The sequence below is a fragment of the Cytobacillus oceanisediminis genome (assembly GCF_022811925.1).
In the GTDB taxonomy this organism is placed as follows: Bacteria; Bacillota; Bacilli; order Bacillales; family Cytobacillaceae; genus Cytobacillus; species Cytobacillus oceanisediminis_D.
In genome coordinates this window covers 3,032,163-3,049,761 of record NZ_CP065511.1, presented here as the reverse complement: position 1 = coordinate 3,049,761, position 17,599 = coordinate 3,032,163, and the positions used below count along the sequence as shown (strand labels likewise).

The window sequence follows — 17,599 nt, the reverse complement described above, 5'->3', positions numbered from 1 at the left end:
ATATGTCCATTCCTAGATGAAGAAGATAGTTAAAGGGGAGGAGTGCTTATGGATTTTTTAATTGTAATAGAAGCCTTGCCGCCATTACTATATGCAACCTTGATGACTATATTTTTAGCTGTGATATCCATTGTGATTGCACTTTTTCTTGGTTTTTTTACGGCTTTGGCACGAATTTCAAAAATAACCGTATTAGTTAAGACAGCTGAAGCATATGTATCTGTTTTTCGCGGAACTCCGCTGCTTGTACAAATTTTTGTCATTTATTATGGTTTGCCGCAAATTAATATTGAACTTGATCCCATCCCATCTGGGATTCTCGCATTAAGCTTAAACGCTGGGGCGTATTTATCTGAATCATTTCGCGCTTCCATCCTATCAATTGACAAGGGACAGATGGAGGCAGCTGTATCACTGGGAATGACCTATAGTCAGGCCATGAGACATACTATTCTGCCACAGAGCTTACGTGTAGCCATACCGACCATGTCGAATACCTTTATCATTTTAATCAAGGATACTTCCCTGGTATCTGTCATTACTGTTACAGAGTTACTGCAAATGTCTTCTTTGATAATAGCCAAAACGTTTGAGCCGCTGACAATTTACTTGGTTGCAGCTGCACTTTATTGGGTTCTGATTGCTTTCTTTACAGCTATATTGGATCGATTTGAAAAACGCGCTTCCAAGCATGTAGCCGTATAATTCCATTTGGTTTTCAGCAATTAAAGAGCATTCTCTTATAAAAAGAGCAGCCTTTAAAATTTGTAATATTATTTCTGGCAAATCGGAGGATTGGGGGCAATCATGAGTGTAATACAATTAGAAAATTTAAAGAAAAGATTCGGAGAAACGGAAGTTCTTCATGGAATAAACCTTTCTGTAAATAAAAGTGAAGTAGTTGTCTTGATGGGACCAAGCGGTTCCGGTAAATCCACTCTCCTCCGCTGTTTAACCTTTTTAGAGGAACCAACTGAAGGCACCATTCAAATTGGATCTCAAAAAATAACTGCAGGAGGTAAGCCAAATCGTTCACGTAAAAATGAAATAAGAGAGCTGCGGAAAAGAACTGGATTTGTATTTCAGCAATTTAATTTGTTTCCTCATAAAACGGCAATTGAAAACGTCATGGAAGGTCCAATAGTTGTACAGGGAATGGAGAAAGAACAAGCAGAGAAATTAGCGTATACTCTCCTTGAAAAAGTTGGACTTGGAGAACGCTGTCACCATTATCCTTCACAGCTATCAGGAGGACAGCAGCAGCGTGTAGCAATAGCCCGAGCGCTGTCAATGAACCCAGATGTAATGCTTTATGATGAACCTACTTCGGCATTAGATCCCGAACTTGTCAGGGAGGTTCTCCAGGTAATGAAGGACTTGGCGAATGAAGGCATGACCATGGTAGTTGTCACACATGAAATGAAATTTGCGAAAGAGGTAGCTGACAGAGTCATCTTCATGGATGGCGGTGTAATTGTAGAGGAAGGAAACTCTGAAGACATTTTTAACAACCCGAAGGAAGATCGAACAAAACGGTTTTTAATGCAAGTTAATGATTAGTCATATATAAGAGTAAGTGAACTGCAGACCTAGTTGCCTGCAGTTTTTTAGATGAAAAAACCAAAAATAGCTTTTTTAAAATCCCTGTTTTTGTTTAATTTAAACATATAATTCAGAATATTTTTAATTTAAAATAAGTTTAATACACTGATTTTAGTGTTTTTAGATGTATTTGTAAAAGGAGGGAAAAGATTTTGAAAGAAGTTAGAGTCAGTAATACCTTAAGTGAAGCTCATACACTGCCGTCGTGGATTTATACGGATCCAAAGGTTTTGGAGGCGGAAAAAAGAGAAATCTTCAGGAAGACTTGGCAATATGCAGGACATATGAGTCAAGTTAGCAAGCCGGGAGATTATTTTACGGCTGATGTGGCTGACCGCCCCATTATTATTAGTCACGGACAGGACGGAGAATTGCGGGCGTTTTATAATGTTTGTTCTCATCGCGCTTCCAAGCTGGCGGAAGGGGAAGGGAATAAGGCCGTTTTTACTTGTCCCTATCATGCCTGGACGTACCGGACAGATGGTTCGCTCCTCAAAGCTCCGAATATGAAGGGGTGCGATCATTTCGATCATCAGGATTTCTGCTTAAAAACGATTAAACTGGAAATTATGCACTCTTTTATTTTTGTCAATCTTAATCCGGATGCTATTTCAATGAAAGTTCAATACCCTGATCTTTTCAAGCATGTGGCAAAATACGACCTGGAAAGCTTAAACCGTGTATCCGTAAAAGAGACGATCTGCCGTTCAAATTGGAAAATAGGCATTGATAATTATCTCGAGTGCGATCATTGTTCAATCGTACATAAGACACTCGTTTCAAAACTTGATATGAAGCAATACGAGATGACCATGTCCGATTATTATTCTTATCAGGGAACACCCTTAAAGGGGAGAAATTTGGACTTTGAGATGGGACAAGGAGGCAGGTATTATTGGCTTTATCCAAATACATGGTTTTCTTTCGATCCGGGGCCAGCTAATCTATCCATTCATCAATCTATACCAATAGACTCTAAAACCACAAAATATGTGTACACAACGTTTTTCTTGGGTGATGAGATTACAGAGGAAGAAAAAGAGTTAATGAAAATGGATGAGCTTGTTAGAAAAGAAGATCTTGATATTTGTGAGATGGTACAAACAGGGATAGAGACAGGGGCTTATTCACAAGGGAGATTCTCGCTGACCGAAAATCTGGTTCACCATTTCCATTTAATGATTCAGAGAGATCTTGAAAAAGTACTGCCGCTTCCTAAAGATACAGCTGCAGCCGTAGACTAAAATTTTTTCACCATTTTTGTAAGCGCTTACTAATAAAATGATTGAATTTAATCTGAAAGCAGGGTGAAATATGAGTCAATCAAAATTAAAAAGGCAAATGAAAAGCCGCCACTTATTTATGATGTCGCTGGGAGGAATTATCGGAACAGGACTATTCCTTGGTTCGGGATATGCAATAGGCGAGGCTGGACCCGCAGGTGCAATAATGGCATACCTTGTTGGCGGTCTTTTAATGTATTTGGCTATGGTCTGTCTGGGAGAATTGTCTGTTGTTATGCCTGTTTCAGGTTCCTTTCAGGCGCATGCGACCAAGTTTATTGGTCCTGCAACCGGCTTTGTTGTCGGCTGGGTCTATTGGCTGAGCTGGGCCATGTATGTCGGACTTGAATTCGTGGCTGCAGGATTGCTGATGAAAAGATGGTTTCCAGATGTTCAAACATGGATATGGTGCGCAATCTTTATAGTGCTATTATTTTCAATTAATTCGCTTACAACGAAGGCTTTTGCTGAAACGGAGTATTGGTTTGCGGGAATTAAAGTCTTTACTGTCATCTTATTTATCGTAATCGGTTTAGGAGCAATTTTTGGCGCAATATCGATGGATAGCACTCCTGCTCCATACTTAACCAATTTCATTGGGGACGGTATATTCCCAGCTGGCTTGGTTGGGGTATTCATTTCAATGATGTCCGTGATCTATGCATTTCAGGGTTCGGAAATTATGGGTGTGGCTGCAGGAGAGACGGAAGAGCCAGAAAAAAATATTCCAAGAGCCATTCGGACTATCGTTTTTCGAATCCTGCTGTTCTATGTTCTGGCTATCTTTGTTTTATCAGCCATTGTTCCATGGCAAGAAGCTGGAGTGATGGAAAGTCCGTTTGTAACAGTCTTTGATATGGTAGGCATTCCATATGCAGCAGATATTATGAACTTTGTTATCTTAACGGCCATCTTATCTGTCGGAAACACGGGTCTCTACGCCTGTACAAGAATTATGTATTCGCTTTCAGAAACAGGGATGGCTCCAAAAGTCTTTGGAAAGCTGAATAAGCGAGGTGTGCCTTCATATGCCCTTTTAGTGACTCTTGGTTTTGCACTGTTATCACTATTAACGAGTTATGTAGCAGCAGATACATTATTTGTAGTTCTGCTGGCTGTCAGCGGCATTGGCGGCACACTTACATGGCTGGCCATTGCCGCGGCACAAATAGGGTTCCGCAGACAATATATGAAAAATGGCGGGAAAGTGGAGGATTTAAAATATAAGGTGCCTTTATATCCTTTTATCCCGATCTTATGCATTGTCATGTGTCTGTCCATCTTTGCAGTTATGGCCTTTGATCCTACACAGAGAACCTCTCTTTATTGGGGTTTTGGCTTTATAGCCCTTTGCTATGTGTATTATTACTTCATGTATACCCGCAAAAAGATCACATTGCCTATTAATGCAGAGAATGTAACCCCAGCTGTGGGGGATGAACTATAAAAATATTTTAACTGCAGTTCGCCTATAAGGTGCTGCAGTTTATTTCAATAAAACTGAGAGGAGAATGAAGAAGATGAATATAAAAAATTATGATGTTATTATCATTGGCGCAGGTTTCTCCGGATTGACTGCTGCAAGGGAGTTAAAGATGCTGGGCAAAAAAGTATTAGTCCTGGAGGCGCGTGATAGACTTGGCGGCAGAACATGGGTGGATCACCGTTTAGGGTCAGACCTCGAAATGGGAGGTACATATGTTCATTGGCATCAGCCGCATGTATGGTCTGAAATTACGCGATATGGGCTCGAACTGGCTTCAGGGCCAAAAGCAGAAAAAGTGTATTGGATTACAGGCGGAAAAACTTATTCATCATCAGCGGCTGAATTTAAAGTAAGGCTTAGAGCAACTGTTGAAAGGGTCATGAAGGAAAGCAATAAGCACATGCCATTTCCATTTGAACCCCTTCATACAGAAAGTTTCCGGAATTTGGATAATGTATCTGGAGAGCAATTCTTAAAAGATATCAATTTAACAACAGAGGAATTCGATGTGCTGCATGGCTGGATTGCATCGGATTATTGCGGAGATCCTGCAGAAGGTGCGGTTACACAAATATTTCGCTGGTGGGCTTTTTCCCAAGGAAACTGGGATACTCACAGTGCGATGATCTCGAGCTTCCGCTTAAAACATGGAACCAGGAAGTTAATCGAATCAATTGCTGCGGACAGTGGTGCGGAAATTAAGTTATCTGCCATCGTTGGACGAATTGAACATGAAGATGGAGCTGCTAAAGTCTTTACGGCAGAAGGGGAATGTTATGCATCCAAGGCAGTGATCGTTACAGTGCCATTAACGACTCTAAATAACATTGAGTTCCAGCCAGCGCTTTCAGAAGCCAAACAGGAATCTTCCAGAGAGGGACAAACCTCAAAAGGAGTTAAAGTGTGGGCAAAAGTAAAAGGAGAATTAGAACCATTCGATGCATTAGCCCCTGGCAGCTATCTTTTAAATTCAGTTCATTTGGATCGGTATGCTGATGGCAATAGCATCCTTGTCGGTTTTGGGCCAAGTGCAGCAAAGCTGAATCCGAACGACAGGGAAGCGGTAGAAGCGGCATTAAAATACTGGATTCCGGATATACAAGTACTTGAAAGCACAGGCCACGATTGGGTCAATGACGAGTTTTCAAAAGAAACCTGGCCTATGCTGAAACCCAAACAGTTAACTGCCTATCATGAAGAGTGGAACACACCTGAAGGTTCTGTGTTTTTAGCCGGTACGACCTATGCAAATGGCTGGGCAGGCTTCATTGACGGCGCAATAGAGAACGGAATAACTGTAAGCAGAAAAGTAAATAAGTATTTATTAAGCAAACATTATGTTCATGCGGAGTAAATAAAAGGTGCCAGGTTAACCATCAAATGATGGAACCTGGCACCTTTTTTAATATTAAAATAATGTATAAAATTTAGAACTTCGATAACTGTCTAGCTCCAGGCGCCATCGGCTCGAGGTCTTAAGCCAATCACTTCTGAAGGCAAAGAACGCCTTCTGCCAGCGCTTGTCTTAAGCTTGTCGCCGATAGGCGGGCGCCTTGCGCTTTTCTTATTTGTCATCGTAGTCTGTTGTAAGGGTTCTATAAACCATATAGGAAAAGCCCCCCCAGAATAAGCCCAAGGTTAAGATCATCATAATTATTGCTGATGCAGTCATTATAATTCCTCCTTGATGTCTGTATTTGAAGGAATCGGAGTTTCTTGATCGTTTAGTCCTTCTTCTTTAACAGAGCTTCTTAATCTTTTATTAAATCGAAGCAGCACGAATGCAAGCAGGAAAGTAATTCCGAGCTGCAGGATTATTGTTCCAACATTGAATTCTTCGAATGGCTTCCACCAAGTGTCCGGATACCATGTCACACCCTGATATAGCCACCATCCAGTTACTATGACAAACAGAGCGGGTATTAAATATTTAATGGAATAAACCCACCATTTGTTTATCTTAATGAAGCTGACTTCATTTATTTCGTCACGCATTTTTTCGACACCATATTTAATCGCAGCGTACGCATACAGGAAGCATGAAAGCAGCAACGCAACTCCCCAAACCCAATCCTGGTTATTGAACACTTTCATATTAATGGCTGAAGGGATCCCGCCAAGAAAAATCAAAACAACAGTTAGCAGGATTGCTTTGTTTCTGCGGATTCCATAGTCTGATAGGTTTCTAGTAATCAATTCAACCATTGCAACTAATGAAGTAAAAGCTGCAAATGCCAATGCACCAAAAAATGCAACGCCAAAGATATAAGTCTGCGGCATGACGCTAATCAATTCTACCATATAAATAAAGGTTAAGCCGGTGTTGCCTGAACTTGTTGCCTGGGTAATATATTCTTGCGAAGGTGCTAAAGCAAAGATAGCTGGAATGATGGTTAAACCGGCAAGTAATTCGACTGAGTTGTTTCCGAGGCCTGCTGTTAACGAATTTTGGGCAATGTCATCACGTTTTTTTGTATAAATGGCATAGGTGGCATACAATCCCCAGCCAGCACCGACTGACCATGCAGATTGTGATAAAGCCTGAAGCCAAGTTGATGCTTTCCCTAGATATTCCCACTGAGGTGTAAACATGTATGAAAGCCCTTCTATAGCTCCTGGCAAGGTGATGGAGCGGAAAGCAGTAAAGATGAGTAAAAGGAATAAAAGCGGCAGGAATATCTTAGACATTCTTTCAATTCCCTTTGTAACCCCTATAAAAACGACAATTCCACAAAGGGCAGCTGCAATAAAGTGATAAATGACTGGTTCTGCCGCATGACCCGTAAAGTTTTCCCACTGGGCTGCTGAGTCAATTTTTTCTGTAAAAGTTCCCTGTAATGCTAAGATGAAGTATTTAAAAGTCCAGCCCACTACTACAGAATAATAAAATGTGATTCCGGCTAAAACGATCGTGATGATAGGTCCAAACCAGGCAAATTTTTTGCCGATAAATTCTCCAAAGGACCCCATCGTTCCCATTCTGGTTTTTCTTCCGATGAATATTTCAACCATGATAAGCGGCAATGACCAGACAAATAAAAAAATGGCCCAGCCGATTAAGAAAGAACCTCCGCCATGTTCGGCAACCATTCGCGGGAACCTCCAAATATTTCCGGTACCCACTGCCATTCCCATAGCTGCCAATATAAATCCAATCCTTGAACCCCAAACCACCTGGTTCTCTTTCAAATTAATCAACCCCTTTGTTATCAAGCCTCAAAAATATAGGATCTCTAAAACATTAATAGGGCGCGTGCTGCATAAATAGATCGAACCAACAGAAAAAACCGTTATTTATTATCCCTCCTTCACCGAATAAGTATTCGATTTATTTAAAAAATTCTGTATTTTAAATATATTATCTATGAAAGTCTTTATCTATGTGCAAATTCCACAAAAAATATGCCTCTTCCCAGCTGTAATTAGACTATTTTCACCATATTCTTAGCTATGTCTTTTAAGTTTCTGCACATAAGAATGTAAAATGCCACAAAAAATTTAGCTGAAAACCCCTTTTTATTATATATATTGTACATTTTATTCAGAAAATTCTATCTGTACAATTATAGTATTATCCTATATTGAAGAATTACTATTAATGGAGGGGAAGGGAATGACGAAAGCTATCGTTATTGGCGGAGGAATCATTGGCTTAGCAAGCGCTTTTTTCCTTAGGAAAAAGGGAATGGATGTAGTATTAATTAACAAGGGTGAACCCGGAGCGGAATGTTCGAGCGGAAATATGGGATGGGTGTGCCCCAGTTTATCCGATCCGGTTCCTGCTCCGGGTCTAATTAAGTCAAGTCTAAAGTGGATGTTAAAGCGGGATAGTCCTCTATATATTAAGCCATCCATTTTCCCCTCATTGTCCCCCTGGCTAATCCAATTTTGGAAGTATTGCAGTGAAGATGCCTACCAAAAGGGGTATACCGCAGGTTTGGAATTGAGCAGAAATACCTTGAGATTGTTCGATGAACTGGAGCAAGATGGCAGTCTTGAATTTGAAATGCATCGAAAAGGGCTGCTTTTTGTATTCTTAGACAAAAGTTATATTGATGAAAAGCTAGATAACTATAGTATTGTTGAGAGCTTTGGTTTGCCTGCGCCTGCTGCAAAATCTAAAAAAGAAGTACTGGAAATGGAACCGGCCCTTTCTGATGCAGTGGCTGGAGGCATTTATCTCCCTTCTGAACGGCATGTTCGCCCTGAAACGCTTACAAAAGCTCTAAAAGACTGGCTTATCTCAAATGGGGCTGAGGTACTTTCCCATACGGAAGCAATGGGATTTATCCAAGAAGGGGACAAGATCAGTGGGGTTAAAATCCGAGAGAAAACCATTGAAGGGGATCACTTTCTTGTCACTGCAGGAGCCTGGGCAGGACGGGTTTTAAGACAAGCTGGATTGCACATCCCCATGACTGCAGGGAAAGGCTACAGCATCACCATTTCTAAACCTTCCATTCAGTTTCAGCAGCCGCTTTACTTAGGAGATTCAAGGGTGACGATAAGCCCGTTTCATGATTCAGTAAGAATCGGAGGAACAATGGAACTGTCTGGCCTTAATACTAATCTGGATCAGCGGCGAATTGATAGTTTAAAGAGTTCTGCGGCTCAATATTTACGTACATCAGTTCGCGGAGATGAGCAGGCATGGTGCGGAATGCGGCCTATGACTCCCGATGGTTTGCCCATATTAGGGAAAGTGCCTTCACTGAATAATCTATTTATCGCGTCCGGCCATGCGATGAGTGGAATTTCCATGGCACTATCAACAGGCAGTGTTATGAGTGACCTCATTACAAAGGGCAAGTCAGATATTGATTTAACTCCGTTTAGACTGGACAGGTTTTCTTCAAAGAAGACACATGTAAATCAAAATAAAACTGTCAATATGTAGAAGGAAGCCAAAAAACTGTGCTGCAGCGAGAAAACATTTGCTTTTATTATCGAATATACGACAAGTTCATATTGGAGTGAGTTACTATGTTAGTGATTAATAAAGAAACGATAAAAGAATTGTACTCAATGGAAGAGTGTATTCAGGATGTTGAAAAAGCATTTAGTTATGGCCACAGGAATAAAACGCTGACACCCGTAAGAATGTCGATTCCGCATTCTAAATACGAAGCGGAAACTTTATATATGCCTTCCTATATTGAACCAGAAAATTATACAGCAGTTAAAGCTGTAAGCATTTTTCCCCGCAATTCCGGCGGGGGCAAACCAGTTCTGCAGGGAGTGATTCTGCTGACCGATGCGCGTACTGGCGAGCATGTTGCATTAATGGATGCCAGCTACTTAACGGTCTTAAGAACAGGTGCTTCAAGCGGTGTGGCAACGAAATATTTAGCTCGGAAGAATTCAAAAGTCTGTTCTGTCTTAGGCTGCGGAGCTCAAGCTGCCGGCCAAATTCAAGCTGTCATGTCTGTGATGGAATTAGAACATATCATTTTATATAATCGCACAATAGAACGAGCGGAAGTATTCAAAAATGAAATCCATTCTTTGTATCCAGATTGGAGGGGGACCATTTCAATTCAAGCGGATGCCAATGCTGCTGCTGCCCAATCAGATATTGTCATCTGCAGCACGAAGAGTTCAACACCCATATTTGATGGATCTGTACTGAGGGAAGGAACTCATATTAATGCCATTGGTTCTTATCAGGCACATATGCAAGAGGTTGATGCTCAAACACTTATCAGGAGCAATAAAGTGGTGGTTGATACAATGGAAGGAGCTATGCACGAGGCTGGAGATCTCCTTGTTCCCCATAAGAAAGGAGAATGGAATACGGATCTCATTTATGGTGAAATTGGTGAAATAGTATGCGGGGAAAAAGCTGGACGTGAAAAATCAAGTGAAATAACCTTTTATAAATCTGTCGGGGTTGGGTTTCTGGACACTATGGCAGCCTCTAAGGTATATAGAAAAGCTTTGAGTGAGGAGAAAGGTTACTCCTTTTCACTATAAAAACATTCGTGATACTCTATTAAGTATGACACCGGATTATTCTAATATGAATTATCCGGTGTTTTTTTAAAAGAAATTACAATGAATAAAGGAATGTACTTTAGGTCGTCAGGCGTTTGATTGGCCGATCAAGTTGCCTATTTTTTCAAATTTTCCTGCAGATCCGAGTTCAGAAAGTTTTCTGTAGCATAAGCTGAAGCCCCAAGTGCTGTTGAGTAGATCGATAAATCGGCAAATGTAATGTTTAAGTTCTCCTGATTAAATCTTAAGGAATGGGTCTCTACAACTTCCATAATCGAATCCAGTAATAATTCTTTGGCAATGGCTAAGCGATTTCCTATAATGATTTGCTCGGGGTTGAATGTATTGATGATATTGTTTATGCCAATGCCAAGGCATCGGCCAATTTGACGGAACAAATCCTTTACTTCCTCATCTTCTTCCGCCATTTCAACTAATGACTCCAGGTTCAGATCATCCCGTTGTAAATATGATTGAATATTCTTTGCCTGGTTTAGTAATGCCTGTTCAGAAGCGTACAATTCCCAGCAGCCTTTGCTGCCGCATCTGCATTCTTTTCCATCTATATCGATCACCATATGGCCCATTTCACCGGAGAATCCCTCAGCCCCCCGATAAAGGCTGTTTTGTAAAATAAAGCCGACGCCTATGCCAATTCCAGCGCTTACATAGATGAGATTTTCAAAGTTTTTCCCGGCTCCGAAACGCTTTTCCCCGTATGCTCCGGCGTTCGCTTCGTTGTCGATGATAACGGGAAGGTGAAACTCTGTCTCAATTTCTGCCTTTAAATTGATATCTGTCCAGCCCAGATTAGGTGCCAGCAGGATATTGCTGCCTTCCTTATTTACGATTCCTGGTACTCCAATGCCGATTCCGATTACACCATAAGGGCTCTCGGGGGTAGAGTCCAATAATGATTGGATGACTTCTTTTATGACAAGAATGGTTTCTTCATACCTCATGCTCTTCATATGCTTCAAATTTTCGCTCACAATATTACCCGATAAATCAGTCATGACACCTAAAATATAGTTCACCCCTAAATCAATTCCAATGGCATATCCAGCTTTTTCATTAAAGAGCAGCATCACAGGGCGACGTCCTCCGCTCGATTTGCCTGGTCCTGTTTCGGAACAGATTTTTTCTTCTATCAGCTCGTTGACCAACGAGGAAACAGTACCTTTAGTCAGTCCCAAGTGCTGTGCGATATCAGCCCGGGAGATAGGGGATTGGTAGATTATCGTCTGCAGAACGCGTGATTTGTTTTTCATTTTTACCAGCTGCTGATTCCAAGTCATTATCTTTCTCCTCAAATCCTCAATTTCTTTGTCTATTACAATCATATTCCATTTATACCATAATTAAAAATAAAAATGAAACTTAGTTCATTCAATAGACAAACTAAGTTTATGGTGGTAAAATCGATTTGTAATCAAATGAAAGCGATAACAATCTAAAAGAAAAGATGGAGGAATGAAAATGAACTACTTTAGTAATGTGAGCGGAGTAAAATACGAAGGTCCAGATTCTAATAATCCATTGGCTTTTAAATATTATAATCCTGAAGAAATGATCAACGGCAGAAAAATGGAAGACCTTCTCCGTTTTGCTGTGTCTTACTGGCATACGTTCACTGCGGAAGGCACAGATCCTTTCGGAGATGGAACGATGATCCGTTCCTATGGCAGATTTTCCGGAATGGACTTGGCCAAGGCACGTGTAGAAGCCTCCTTTGAATTCTATGAAAAACTGAATGTTCCGTTTTTCTGTTTCCATGACGCTGATATTGCGCCTGAAGGGGATTCATTAAGCGAAACTTTTAAGAACTTAGATGAAATTACGGCCATGATTAAGGAATACATGAAATCCAGCAAAACAAAGTTATTATGGAATACTGCTAATATGTTTTCACATCCGCGCTGGCTGCACGGTGCGGCGACAGCGCCTAATGCTGATGTATTTGCTTATGCTGCAGCGAAAGTGAAAAAGGGACTTGAGATCGGCAAGGAGCTGGGTGCTGTGAACTATGTATTCTGGGGCGGACGCGAAGGATACGAAACACTGCTGAATACGAACATGAAGCTTGAACTCGATAATCTTGCGCGCTTCTTCCATATGGCAATTGATTATGCAAAGGAAATTGGATTTGACGCACAATTCTTAATCGAGCCAAAGCCGAAGGAGCCTACCAAACATCAATATGATTTTGATGTGGCAACCAGTTTATCATTCTTGCAATCTTACGGCTTAAAAGACTACTTTAAATTCAATATTGAAGCAAACCACGCGACCCTTGCCGGCCATACATTTGAGCATGAACTGCACACAGCACGCATAAATGGAATGCTTGGTTCAGTGGATGCAAACCAGGGAGATACCCTGCTGGGATGGGATACTGACGAATTCCCGACAGATATCTATTCTACAGCATTGGCAATGGTTGAAATTCTTAAAAATGACGGCCTTGGAACAGGCGGCCTAAACTTTGATGCGAAGGTACGAAGAGGATCATTTGACCCTGAGGACCTGTTCTATGCTCATATTGCAGGAATGGACACATTTGCAGTTGGTGCAAAAGTTGCACAGCGTTTAATTGAAGATAAAGTATTAGACAACTTTATTGCTGACAGATATAGCAGCTATACGGAAGGCATCGGCCTTGAAATCGTTGAGGGAAAAACAGACTTCCATAAGCTTGAGAAGCATGCTCTTCAGCTTGAAAAGATCGAAAACAAGTCAGGAAGACAGGAACAGCTAAAAGCTGTCTTAAATAAATACATTCTCGAAGCCTATGCGAGTGTAAAAGCGTAAGAGATTAATATAAAAAGATTAAATGTACTGGGAATACGAAAGTGTCCCAGTACATTTTTAAAAAGTAAAGATTAGCATACATTTCATTATCTAAAGGATGATCAATCATGAAATATGTAATCGGGATTGACCTTGGCACGAGCTCGGTAAAAGTTTTATTAATGAATCAAAAGGGAGAAGTATGCAGCGAAGTTTCCAGGTCTTATCCGCTCATTCATGAAAAGTCGGGTTATAGTGAACAGGACCCTGGTGAATGGGTTGATAAAACAGTCGATGCTCTTAAAGAAATTTCAGAGCAGTTCGATGGAAGTGAGGAAGACATTCAAGGAATCAGTTTTTCAGGCCAAATGCACGGCCTGGTCCTTCTGGATAAAGAGAATATGGTTCTGCGAAATGCAATCCTCTGGAATGATACCCGCACGACAGAGCAGTGTAAACAGATCTATGACATGGCTGGTGAGAAGCGTCTGCTTGAAATCACAAAGAATCCGGCATTGGAAGGCTTCACTTTACCAAAGCTGCTTTGGGTGAAGCAATATGAGCCGGAAGTTTTTGAAAAAGCGGCTGTATTTATGCTCCCTAAAGATTATCTGCGCTTTAAACTGACTGGAAGGATTCATAGTGAATATAGTGATGCAGCGGGTACTTTGCTGCTGAATGTCGGCCGGAAAATGTGGAGTGAAGAGATATGCGGGCTAACCGGGATTGATGTGAATATCTGTCCGCCTTTAGTTGAATCCCATGAATGTGTAGGGACGTTAAAGCCTGAGATTGCTGAGAAGACGGGATTATATCCTTTAACGAAGGTATTTGCCGGAGGAGCTGACAATGCCTGTGGTGCGATCGGTTCAGGTATTCTGTCAGAAGGAAAAACATTATGCAGCATTGGCACATCCGGAGTCGTTTTATCCTATGAAGAACAAAATGACAAGGATTTTCAGGGGAAAGTCCATTATTTTAATCATGGTGAAGAAAAGGCCTATTACACAATGGGCGTAACCCTGGCAGCGGGACATAGTTTGAGCTGGTTTAAAGATACGTTTGCAGAAATGGAATCATTCGACTCCTTGCTGGCTGAAATGAGCGAGGTTCCGATTGGATCGAACGGTCTTTTGTTTACGCCATATTTAGCCGGTGAGCGCACGCCATATGCAGATTCACTTATTCGGGGAAGCTTTATCGGCATGGACTCTTCACATAATCGAAATGACTTTGTTCGATCGGTCATTGAAGGAATTACCTTTTCTTTAAATGAATCGATTGAAATATTCAGGGAAAGCGGCAAGCTAGTCGATACAATCATTTCAATCGGAGGAGGAGCAAAAAGTGATGCCTGGCTGCAAATCCAGGCTGATATCTTCAATAGCACAATCGTAAAGCTTTCAAGTGAACAAGGACCTGCTGTAGGTGCGGCTATGCTCGCGGCATATGGATGCAAATGGTATGAATCTCTGGAAGCATGTGCCGATGACTTCATAACATACGAAAAGACGTATACTCCAATCCCTGAAAACGTTAAGAAATATCAGGAACTTTTCCAGTTATACAAGGAAGTTTATGTGCAAACCAGGAAACTGAACGAGGGTTTGGCCGGTTTTAGGAAAAAGTAAGCTGACTTGAGGGAGATCTACATGAACATAACTGAAAGTATCTTTGGCGAATGGAATGGACACAAGGTTAAATCCTATACAATCAGCAATGATCATGGAATGAAAGTATCGTGTATTGAATACGGGGGAATCATTACCGGGATATCTGTCCCTGATCGTGAAGGAAATATAGAGAATGTGGTCCTGGGTTTTGACACGCTTGAAGAGTATACAAAGCATTCACCCTTTTTTGGTTCGATTATAGGAAGGGTGGCCGGAAGGATAGCAGGCTCAACTTTCACTCTTGATGGAACTGCTTACCAGCTGCCAAAAAATGATGGGGAACACCATCTGCATGGAGGTAAAGGTGGTTTTCATCATGTAATTTGGGACTCGGCCGCTGAAAAGGGCAGGAATGAGGCGAATATCAGGTTCTCCTATGTAAGCCCGGATGGAGAAGAAGGGTATCCTGGGACTCTTGATGTAACGGTAAACTATACACTGAACAATGAGAATGAACTGGTCATTAGTTATAAAGCTATATCTGATGAAAAAACGATCATCAATCTGACAAACCATACTTATTTTAACCTAAGCGGGGACTTAAAGAGGGACATTCTTGAGCACGAGGTAACCATGCAAAGTGATCACTTCCTGGAGCTTGATGACACATTGATTCCTACTGGGGAATTCATACATGTTGAAAATACCCCGTTTGATTTCAGAGCAGGGAAGAAAATCAAAGAAGGCGTAAAGTCCGGCCATCAGCAGAACATTCTTGCGGGCGGAGGTTATGATCATCCATTTCTATTAAATACAGGTGAAATGGCTGTAGTGGATTCTGCAAGCGGACGAAAACTGGCAGTGGAAACGGATAGGCAGAGTGTTGTTTTATATACAGCGAACATGCTGGGAAATGATTTTGAAATTAGAGGTGTTCAGTCAAAAAGGCATTTGGGGCTATGTCTGGAAACACAATGTCCGCCTGATGCCATTCATCATGAAAACTTTCCTTCTATTGTCCTGGAGAAAAATGAGGTCTTCAAAACAAAAACCAGTTTCAAGTTTCTCATTGTTTAAACATTTCTACTAGAAAGGAGTAAAGATAGATTTGAATTATATTAATGTCAAATTGTAAGCGCTCTATTTTGGTTCAAATCTGTCTTTTACAAACTATGAAACAGAATCGGAACTCTCTATATATTGGTTCACTTACATTGGTTGCTGCGATAGGAGGTTTGCTTTTCGGATATGATACGGCTGTTATTTCAGGAGCTGAAAAGTCACTGGAAATCTATTTGATCAATAGTTTGGGATTAGGGTCGCTGGCTCACGGGGCGACAACCTCGAGTGCTTTAATTGGCTGTATCATTGGCGGTTTAATTTCCGGTTATTTTGCGTCGAAGTTTGGGCGGAAAAAATCGCTGATTGCTGCGGCTGTTCTTTTCTTCCTATCCGCATTAGGCTCCGCTTTTCCTGAATTTTTATTTTTCACTAAAGGGGAACCGACCATCTCGTTATTATTGACTTTTAATCTTTATCGCATTATAGGTGGAATTGGGGTTGGCCTGGCGTCAGCAATTGTTCCCATGTATATCGGCGAAATTGCACCTGCCGATATCCGCGGACGCCTGGTTTCATTCAATCAGTTTATGATCATTTTCGGAATGCTTGTCGTGTACTTTGTAAACTGGGGCATTGCCAGCGGGCGTCCTTTGGAATGGATCAATGATGTTGGCTGGAGGTACATGTTTGCTTCAGAAGCTATTCCGGCCCTTGCCTTTGGTCTTCTGCTGCTCCTGGTTCCGGAGACACCCCGATACCTGGCCATCAATAATCATGATGATAAAGCTTTAGCAGTACTTACGAAAATTAATGGTGCAGCAGAGGCAAAAACGATCTTGGGTGAAATCAAAAAATCGGTAGCAGCCTCAGCAAATGTTCCAGCAGAAAAACTGTTTGCATACGGAAAATTAGTGATTGTTATAGGAATTCTGCTGTCTGTATTCCAGCAATTTGTCGGGATTAATGTGGCTTTGTACTATGCACCGCGAATTTTTGAAAGCATGGGAGCAGCAAAGGATGCCTCGATGCTGCAGACGATAGTTATGGGTGTCATAAATGTCATCTTTACAGTAGTGGCCATTTTAACTGTAGATAAATGGGGACGCAAGCCATTATTGATCACGGGTTCCATTGGCATGGCGATCGGGATGTTTGGTGTTGCAGGAATGGCTTTTTCCAATATAATCGGCATGGGCACGTTAATTTTTATTATCGTTTACACAGCGTCTTTCATGATGTCATGGGGACCGATATGCTGGGTATTGATCTCGGAAATTTTCCCAAACAAAATCCGCGGACAGGCAGTGGCGGTAGCAGTAGCAGCACAATGGGCCGCAAACTATTTCATTTCATCGACTTATCCGATGATGATGGAATTCAGCGGCGGCTTAACTTACGGCTTCTATGGACTGATGAGTGTTCTTTCAGCCATTTTTGTATGGAAGTTTGTACCTGAAACGAAAGGGAAAACTCTTGAGAACATGGAGAGTATTTGGAAAAGAACTGCCTAATTGCTTCCTTTAGCGGTTTCTATTGAACAATGAAAAAGAATGTCCCGATGAATATCACATTCAGAAGGGACATTCTTTTTTCTGTTATCTGCTTGCTTTTATCATTATCTTCACTAGTTCCTCTATCTCTTCTGCACTCTTATCCAATGAAAGCGACAATTCTTTTAAAAAATTTATAATCAGATATCCAATATCATACATAAGGATACTGTCAACTAAGTTGATAATATCAGAAAAATAAAATTTTGTCAACTTAGT

14 protein-coding genes are annotated in these 17,599 nt (G+C 41.2%); 11 read left to right on the top strand and 3 right to left on the bottom strand.

Annotated features, from left to right (window positions below):
- Window positions 1–48: 48 nt before the first annotated feature.
- The 5 genes from IRB79_RS15410 to IRB79_RS15390 all read left to right on the top strand — a co-directional run bounded on the left by IRB79_RS15410 (window position 49) and on the right by IRB79_RS15390 (window position 5,725).
- Window positions 49–705 (top strand): amino acid ABC transporter permease, encoded by a 657-nt coding sequence (locus tag IRB79_RS15410; RefSeq protein WP_243503338.1) that lies wholly within the window; start codon window positions 49–51, stop codon window positions 703–705.
- Window positions 706–807: 102 nt separating this feature from the next.
- On the top strand, window positions 808–1,560 hold the full coding sequence (locus IRB79_RS15405) for an amino acid ABC transporter ATP-binding protein (RefSeq protein ID WP_243503337.1): 753 nt from the start codon (window positions 808–810) through the stop codon (window positions 1,558–1,560).
- Window positions 1,561–1,754: 194 nt separating this feature from the next.
- Window positions 1,755–2,846 (top strand): aromatic ring-hydroxylating oxygenase subunit alpha, encoded by a 1,092-nt coding sequence (locus IRB79_RS15400; RefSeq protein ID WP_243503336.1) that lies wholly within the window; start codon window positions 1,755–1,757, stop codon window positions 2,844–2,846.
- A gap of 70 nt (window positions 2,847–2,916) precedes the next feature.
- A complete protein-coding gene (locus IRB79_RS15395) occupies window positions 2,917–4,332 on the top strand; it encodes an amino acid permease (RefSeq protein WP_243503335.1) in 1,416 nt (471 codons plus the stop codon).
- Between the two features lie 73 nt (window positions 4,333–4,405).
- A complete protein-coding gene (locus IRB79_RS15390) occupies window positions 4,406–5,725 on the top strand; it encodes a flavin monoamine oxidase family protein (protein ID WP_243503334.1) in 1,320 nt (439 codons plus the stop codon).
- A 210-nt stretch (window positions 5,726–5,935) separates the two neighbouring features.
- Here IRB79_RS15390 and IRB79_RS15385 read toward each other — a convergent pair whose 3' ends face one another.
- Window positions 5,936–6,043, bottom strand: coding sequence for a MetS family NSS transporter small subunit (locus tag IRB79_RS15385; RefSeq protein WP_156185133.1), 108 nt, complete (start codon window positions 6,041–6,043; stop codon window positions 5,936–5,938).
- Window positions 6,043–7,560: a sodium-dependent transporter gene (locus IRB79_RS15380; RefSeq protein WP_243503333.1), complete on the bottom strand. Its 1,518-nt coding sequence runs from the start codon at window positions 7,558–7,560 to the stop codon at window positions 6,043–6,045. Before IRB79_RS15380 ends, IRB79_RS15385 begins: the two co-directional genes overlap by 1 nt.
- 424 nt (window positions 7,561–7,984) lie before the next feature.
- On the opposite strand from IRB79_RS15380, the gene IRB79_RS15375 reads away from it, so the two are divergent.
- Together IRB79_RS15375 and IRB79_RS15370 are read left to right on the top strand one after the other, a co-directional pair.
- The gene (locus tag IRB79_RS15375) at window positions 7,985–9,268 is read left to right on the top strand and encodes an NAD(P)/FAD-dependent oxidoreductase (RefSeq protein WP_243503332.1); all 1,284 of its coding nucleotides are present in this window, start codon (window positions 7,985–7,987) and stop codon (window positions 9,266–9,268) included.
- A gap of 86 nt (window positions 9,269–9,354) precedes the next feature.
- Window positions 9,355–10,344 (top strand): ornithine cyclodeaminase family protein, encoded by a 990-nt coding sequence (locus tag IRB79_RS15370; RefSeq protein ID WP_243503331.1) that lies wholly within the window; start codon window positions 9,355–9,357, stop codon window positions 10,342–10,344.
- A gap of 137 nt (window positions 10,345–10,481) precedes the next feature.
- On the opposite strand, the gene IRB79_RS15365 is transcribed toward IRB79_RS15370, so the two are convergent.
- Window positions 10,482–11,663 (bottom strand): ROK family transcriptional regulator, encoded by a 1,182-nt coding sequence (locus IRB79_RS15365; RefSeq protein WP_243503330.1) that lies wholly within the window; start codon window positions 11,661–11,663, stop codon window positions 10,482–10,484.
- Window positions 11,664–11,844: 181 nt separating this feature from the next.
- Between IRB79_RS15365 and xylA the strand changes: the two genes are divergently transcribed.
- The 4 genes from xylA to xylE all read left to right on the top strand — a co-directional run bounded on the left by xylA (window position 11,845) and on the right by xylE (window position 17,341).
- Entirely contained in the window at window positions 11,845–13,176 is a 1,332-nt protein-coding gene (gene xylA / locus IRB79_RS15360; protein ID WP_243503329.1) for a xylose isomerase, read from the top strand.
- Between the two features lie 107 nt (window positions 13,177–13,283).
- Window positions 13,284–14,786, top strand: a complete 1,503-nt coding sequence (gene xylB, locus IRB79_RS15355) for a xylulokinase (protein ID WP_243503328.1) — start codon at window positions 13,284–13,286, stop codon at window positions 14,784–14,786.
- 21 nt (window positions 14,787–14,807) lie between these two features.
- Window positions 14,808–15,845, top strand: coding sequence for an aldose epimerase family protein (locus IRB79_RS15350; RefSeq protein ID WP_243503327.1), 1,038 nt, complete (start codon window positions 14,808–14,810; stop codon window positions 15,843–15,845).
- 95 nt (window positions 15,846–15,940) lie between these two features.
- On the top strand, window positions 15,941–17,341 hold the full coding sequence (xylE, locus tag IRB79_RS15345; RefSeq protein ID WP_243503326.1) for a D-xylose transporter XylE: 1,401 nt from the start codon (window positions 15,941–15,943) through the stop codon (window positions 17,339–17,341).
- Window positions 17,342–17,599: the final 258 nt, after the last annotated feature.